This is a genomic window from Cohnella sp. GbtcB17 (assembly GCF_019091135.1).
Lineage (GTDB): Bacteria > Bacillota > Bacilli > Paenibacillales > Paenibacillaceae > Cohnella.
Genome location: NZ_JAGXJW010000100.1, coordinates 6,628 through 13,042, shown reverse-complemented (window position 1 = coordinate 13,042; position 6,415 = coordinate 6,628). Strand labels below are relative to the sequence as shown.

General features: G+C 65.8%; 5 protein-coding genes. 1 reads left to right on the top strand and 4 read right to left on the bottom strand.

Features of this window, described 5'->3' with window-relative positions:
- Positions 1 to 904: formate-dependent phosphoribosylglycinamide formyltransferase (purT, locus tag KVT38_RS32005; protein ID WP_217597810.1), on the bottom strand; the 904-nt coding region annotated here is incomplete at its 3' end.
- Positions 905 to 1,045: 141 nt separating this feature from the next.
- Positions 1,046 to 2,290, bottom strand: coding sequence for a beta-ketoacyl-ACP synthase II (fabF, locus tag KVT38_RS32000; RefSeq protein WP_217597809.1), 1,245 nt, complete (start codon positions 2,288 to 2,290; stop codon positions 1,046 to 1,048).
- A 181-nt stretch (positions 2,291 to 2,471) separates the two neighbouring features.
- On the opposite strand from fabF, the gene KVT38_RS31995 reads away from it, so the two are divergent.
- Entirely contained in the window at positions 2,472 to 3,314 is an 843-nt protein-coding gene (locus tag KVT38_RS31995; protein WP_217597808.1) for a helix-turn-helix transcriptional regulator, read from the top strand.
- Between the two features lie 317 nt (positions 3,315 to 3,631).
- On the opposite strand, the gene KVT38_RS31990 is transcribed toward KVT38_RS31995, so the two are convergent.
- Together KVT38_RS31990 and KVT38_RS31985 are read right to left on the bottom strand one after the other, a co-directional pair.
- Positions 3,632 to 4,645 carry an aldose 1-epimerase gene (locus KVT38_RS31990; protein ID WP_217597807.1) on the bottom strand — a complete coding sequence of 338 codons (1,014 nt, stop codon included), beginning with the start codon at positions 4,643 to 4,645 and terminating at the stop codon, positions 3,632 to 3,634.
- A 228-nt stretch (positions 4,646 to 4,873) separates the two neighbouring features.
- Positions 4,874 to 6,415 (bottom strand): gamma-glutamyltransferase family protein (locus tag KVT38_RS31985; RefSeq protein ID WP_254639715.1); only part of this gene is annotated, 1,542 nt, incomplete at its 5' end.

Genomic DNA, 6,415 nt, shown 5'->3' with positions numbered 1-6,415 from the left:
GGCCGAGAATCGCCCGCTCGAGCAGCGCGTACTCCGACAGGTTCTGGCTGACGAGGGTGACGAGGCCCGTGTCGTGCGGACGGGGAGACACTTCGCTGAAGTAGACCTTGTCCTCGGCGAGAAACAGCTCGACACCGAACAAGCCGACGCCGCCAAGCGCGTCCGTGATCGCGAGCGCGATGCGCCGGGATTCCTCCAGCTGCGAAGCGGTCATCTCATGCGGCTGCCAAGATTCGATATAGTCCCCGCTCTGCTGGATGTGGCCGATCGGCGGGCAGAACTGCGTCCCCTCGGCGGTGCGGACGGTCAGCAGCGTGATCTCCGACTCGAATCGGATAAATTCCTCCACGATGACCCGTCCCTGCTGAACCCGGCCGCCCTCCATGGCGATCCGCCAGCTCTCCGCCAGCTCCGCCTCGGAGCGGCAGACGCTCTGGCCTTTGCCCGAGGAGCTCATGAGCGGCTTGACGACGCACGGGAAGCCCATCGCACGGGCGGCCTCGGCGAATTCGTCGTACGTGTCCGCGAACCGGTACTTCGCGGTCGGCAGACCGAGCGTCTCCGCGGCCAGCCGGCGAATGCCCTCGCGGTCCATCGTCAGCCGGGCGGCGCGCGCGGTCGGGATGACCGTGAAGCCCTCCTCCTCCAGCTTGACGAGCTCGGCCGTCGCGATCGCTTCGATCTCCGGCACGATCAGGTCCGGCTTCTCGCGCACAATGAGCTCGCGGAGCGCCTGCTTGTCCAGCATGTCGATGACATAGCTGCGGTCGGCCACATGCATGGCCGGCGCGCCCTCGTACCGGTCGTCGGCGATCGTCTCGACGCCGAGGCGCTGCGCCTCCAGAATGACCTCTTTGCCCAGTTCGCCCGAACCGAGCAGCAGCAGCTTTTTCGTATGGAACATGTTCTTCATCCAGCTCCTCGCACCCTCAGATGTGCCCATTATACAACAAAATGCGCCGGAGAGCGGAGTGTGAGCAGGCGCGGTATGCGGTGGCGCACGCCTGGGCCGGTCCTCCGGCCGGACCAAGCGCGCCGCCTCGGCTCACGCCTCGTCGAACCTGCGAAGCACGATGACCGCGTTGTGTCCGCCGAACCCGAACGAGTTCGACAGGCCCATCCGCAGGTCCAGACCCCGGCGCGCCTCGTTCGGCACGTAGTCCAGGTCGCAGGCGGGATCCTGCCGCTCGAGGTTGATCGTCGGCGGGACGATCCCTTCGCGCAGCGTCTGCACGAGCGCGATCGCCTGTGCGCCGCCGGATGCGCCGAGCATATGCCCGGTCATCGACTTGTTGGCCGTCACGGGCACTTGTCCCGCGCGTTCGCCGAGCGCCTGCTTGATCGCAAGCGTCTCCGTCGCGTCGCCAAGCTCGGTGCTCGTCGCATGCGCGCTGACGACGTCGATGTCCGCCGGCGCCACGCCCGCGCTGCGGAGCGCCGCGCGCATCGCCTGAACCGCGCCCCGTCCTTCGGGATGCGTGGCGACCTGATGGTAGGCGTCGGAGCTCGCGCCGTAGCCGATCACCTCGGCGAGCGGCCGCGCGCCGCGCGCCAGCGCGTGCTCGAGCGACTCGAGCACGACGATGCCCGCGCCCTCGGCGAGCACGAACCCGTCTCGGTCTGCGTCGAACGGACGGCTCGCTCGCGCGGGATCGTCGTTGCGGCGAGACAGCGCCGTCGCATTGCCGAAGCTCGCGAGCGACAGCTCCGTCACCGCCGCTTCGGCGCCGCCTGCGATGACGACGTCGGCCTCGCCGTCGCGGATGAGCCGGAACGCCTCGCCGATCGCCGTATTGCCGATCGAGCAAGCCGTCACGGGCGACATCGTCGGGCCGTATGTGCCGTACCGGATGCTGATCTGCGCCGCGGCCATATTGGCGATCATCATCGGCACGAGCAGCGGGCTAACCCGGTCGGGCCCGCGCTCGCGCAGCAGCGACTCGTTGTCGCTCAGCGTGCGGAGGCCCCCCGTACCCGAGCCGACGTATACCGCGACCCGTTCGCGGTCCGTTTTTTCCATATCCAGTCCCGCCTGAGAGATCGCCTGGTCCGCCGCCGCGAGCGCGAACTGGGTGAAGCGGTCCATTCGCCTCGCCTCCTTGCGCCCGAACATCGCCTCGGCATCGAAGTCTTGCACGACTCCCGCGATCCGCGTCTTGTACCCCGACACATCCATATGTTCAATCGTCCGGACGCCGGAGCGACCTTCTACGAGTCCTTGCCAAAAAGACGCGACGTCCGATCCCAGCGGCGATACGACGCCCATGCCCGTAATGACCGTTCTTGCCATCCCGATCTCCTCCATCCTGTATGCGTTGCGATAGTCCTATCATTTCACATGCCGATATCCTAGTACAAGTTATAGGTTATACTGGTATAACGAGCACCTGAATAACAGCCGCCATTGGCGGCATCAAATGCGTACGATTGTATAAGGGAAGCGGAGCTTTCGCCAAGGAGGGCGGTGCGGAATGAACAAACAGGCGCGTTTGCAGGCGTTGTCGGCCTTTCTGAAGGCGCGGCGGGCCAAGCTGTCTCCGGGCGAAGTCGGGCTGCCGGACATCGGCAGACGGCGGACGCCGGGATTGCGGCGCGAAGAGGTGGCGCAGCTGGCGGGCGTGAGCAGCACGTGGTACACCTGGCTGGAGCAGGGCCGGGACATTCAGGCGTCGCACGCCGTGCTGGAGTGCGTAGCCGAAGCGCTGCGGCTGACGGCAGACGAGCGCAAATACTTCTATTCGCTGGCTGAGAGCGGCGGGGCGTCCGGCGGCGTCGACTATGAGCGGGAAGCCGCGCCGGTCATGACGCCCTCGCTGTCGCGCGTCGTGGACGAGCTGCGGCAGTGCCCGACGATCGTATCGGACAGGCGCTGCCAGATCGTCGGCTGGAACGAAGCCGCCGCCCGCGTCTTCGCCGACTTCGGCCGGATCGCGCCCGAGGACCGCAATATGATCCGGCTCGTGTTCACGCGCAAGGAGTTCAAAAGGCTGGCCGTCAACTGGGAGTCGTTCGCGAGCGGCTTTCTGGCGATTTTCCGGGCGTATTACGGGCAGTACGTGGAGGACGAGTGGTACGAGGCGTTTCTGGCGGAAATGAAGGAGGCACATCCCGACTTCGAGCGCCTTTGGAACGACAGCCGCGTCAGCAGCGCGCCCGAGGTCGCCCTCGAATTCAGGCATGCCAAAGCGGGCAAGATGCTGTTCCACCTCACCTCGCTCCAGGCGCACGGCAGCGCCGACCTACGCCTCAGCGTCTACACGCCCGCCGCCGATTCGCGCACCGAAGAGAAGCTGCGGAAGCTGCTGGATGGGTAGAGGCGGAGCCCCTGCCCATCCTCGCCGAATAAACAAAGGACCGTCAGGGGCGCGGCCTGACGATCCTGCTTCTGCTGCAAACTGACGTAAACCTTCTTGCTCGAAATAGCGATATGGCGCATGCTTATTCGGGCCGAGCGCGATCCCCTGCGCGAGATAACGATGCGCCACATCCCTATTGCGGCTAAGTGCGTCCCTGATCCCGGAATAACGATTATGCACATCCTTATTCTGGTCAGACACAATCCCCCGCACCGAATAACGCTACGCCACACGCTTATTCCTGCAGACACAATCCCCCACCGGCCTGCTTTCGATCAGCCGATCGTATACAGCCGGCTCGTCTCCTCCCAGATCTCGCCGGGCGACAGCGCGAACAGACCCGCTTGCTCCTTCTCCTCCGGCGACAGCTCGATGTTCGGCGCGTTGACGAGATTCACCTGCGGCTCCGGGCAGAAGTACCCGCCCTTGGCGCCGTCGTTCCAGATCATCCACTGCTTGTAACCTGCGCCGACGTCGTAGACGAGCTTGACGCCCGTACGGTTGTCGGTCAGCTCCATGCGGTTGCGGCCGTTCTGCGGCACAGCGGTGTAGTGATTGTCCAGCGACTCGAAAAACGGCGACTGCGTGCCGTCGCGCATCCGCGCCTCGGCATCCGTCAGAGGAAGCTTGCGCTTGGTCGGCAGCATGCGTCCGTCGGCGCCCATTTCCCAGCGTTCGCCGACCGTCAGCTTGAACGTGCAGTCGTCCGGCGTGCTGCCCGGCGCGAACGGCGCGTTGACCGCCGTGTGAAACGCAAGCAGGCACGGCATCGTGCCCTCGCCGTCGTTGCGCACGCTGACGCGCTGGTGGAGACCTTCGCCGCTCAGCGTGTATTCCAGACGGACGGTAAACGCGAACGGGAACCGTTCGTACACCGCATCGCCTTCTTCCACCTTCACGCTGAATACCGCACGCGCGCCAAGCGCGTCCGCGCTGAAGCCGTCGACCTGCCAAGGAATGTTATAAAGGAAGCCGTGCAGATGATTGTTGCGGTCGGTCTCGTTGACGGGCAGCTCGAGCACGCGCCCTTCCCACGGGAACTTGCCGTCCTCGAAGCGGTTCGGCGGAAACAGTACCGGAATGCCGTGCACCATCGGGCGCTCCGTGAACGCTTGCAGCTCATCCGCGGCCGGCTCCCGCAAAAAAGCATATCCCCGATCCGTGTCCCGGAACGCGATCAGATTCGCGCCGATCTCCGGCAGCACGGCCGCCTCGTACGGACCCGCCTTCAGCCATACAGCCTTCAAACCCTGGTACTGACCCTCGTAAGCTTGCGCGTTCATTGTCATCGTATCCTCCCAGACCTGTATCGTGACCTGTACGTACATTTATCCTAGCATATCATACACGCCGCGGCGGGGAATAGAAGCAAGAACGTGAAGGTGCGTCCCGGCAAACGCAAGCGCAAAGGAAATCGCAAACAAACCTCAAAAGAAAACGCATAGAAACGCAAAAAGCGCCCGCCCGGATTTTCCGGACGAACGCCAGCCATCGCTTCATAAACCGCCCGACAACAATCACCAAACCGCAACCGTGCCATCCGTCCGCGAATCGGTGCCGCCGCAGAGCACGCCGGTCGCCGGATCGCGCCAGATGATTTGTCCGCGTCCGAAGGAGCCGCCGTCCAGCGCGAAGCGAATGTCATGGCCCAGCCGGGCCAACGCCTGCGCGACGGCGGCCGGAAATCCCGGCTCGACCAGCACCGTGCGCCCGCCCGTCCACTGCCAGCGCGGCGCATCCAGCGCGGCCTGCGGATGAAGGCCGAAGTCGATCGCGTTCATCAGCGTCTGGACGTGGCCCTGCGGCTGCACCAGGCCACCCATCACGCCGACCGGCCCGACGGCCTCGCCGCCGCGGGTCAAGAAGCCCGGAATGATCGTATGGTACGTGCGCTTGCCCGGCTCCAGCCGGTTAGCCGCCGTCTCGTCCAGCGAGAAGTCGCGTCCCCGGTTCTGCAGCGCGATGCCCGTTCCCGGTACGACGAGGCCGGAGCCGAACTGCATATAGTTACTCTGGATAAAGGAGATCATATTGCCCTCGCCGTCGGCTGCGGCCAAATAAACCGTTCCGCCGCTTTTCGGATTGCCGGCTTCGGGCAACCCCGCCCGCAGTCCGATCAGCGCCCGACGCTCCGCCGTATAGGCATCCGACAGCAGCGCCTCCACGCTCGCCTTCATATGGCGAGGATCGGTAATGTGCCGCTGCCCGTCCGCGAACGCAAGCTTGATCGCCTCCATCTGCTTGTGGTACGAGTCGACGGCTCCCGGCTGAAATCCGTCGAAGCCGTCGAGCAGCCGAAGCGCAAGCAGCGCCACGAGCCCCTGGCCGTTCGGCGGAATCTCCCAAACGTCATAGCCCCGGTAGGCCGCGCGGATCGGATCCACCCACTGGGGGCGAAAGGCATCCAGATCCTCTTCACTCAGAAATCCGCCGGCCTCCTGCACGAACGCGGCGATGCGAGCCGCCAACTCGCCGCGGTAAAAATCTTCAGCCCCCCTTTCGCCGATCTGTCGGAGCGTGCGCCCGTGGTCCGGCGACCGCCAGAGCTCGCCGGCAGCAGGCGCGTGCCCGCGGGGCGCGAACGTCTCGAACCAAGGCTCGAATGCCGCGCCCTTCAAAGCGCCCCGGTACAAGGCATGCGCCTTGCCCCAATTGAACGCCGCCGTGGGCGACACCGGATAGCCCTCCTCCGCATACTGGACGGCGGGCTCCAGCGCTTCGCCGAGCGGCAGCCGGCCGAATCGCCGCGACAGCTCCGCCCACGCCGCCGGCGCACCGGGCACCGTGACCGGGAGCGGCCCGTAGGCAGGCATCTCCGCGTGTCCCGCCGCCTTCACCGCCGCGATCGAGATCGATCGCGGAGCCGGTCCGCTGGCGTTGAGGCCGTGCAGCTTTCCGTCCGTCCACACCAGCGCGAAAGCGTCGCCGCCGATGCCGTTCGAGCACGGCTCGACGACGGTCAGCGCCGCCGCGGCCGCGATCGCCGCGGCGAACGCGATGCCGCCCCGCTTCAAAATATCCAGCCCCGCCTCCGCGGGGGGGGGGTGCGGGGGGGCCTC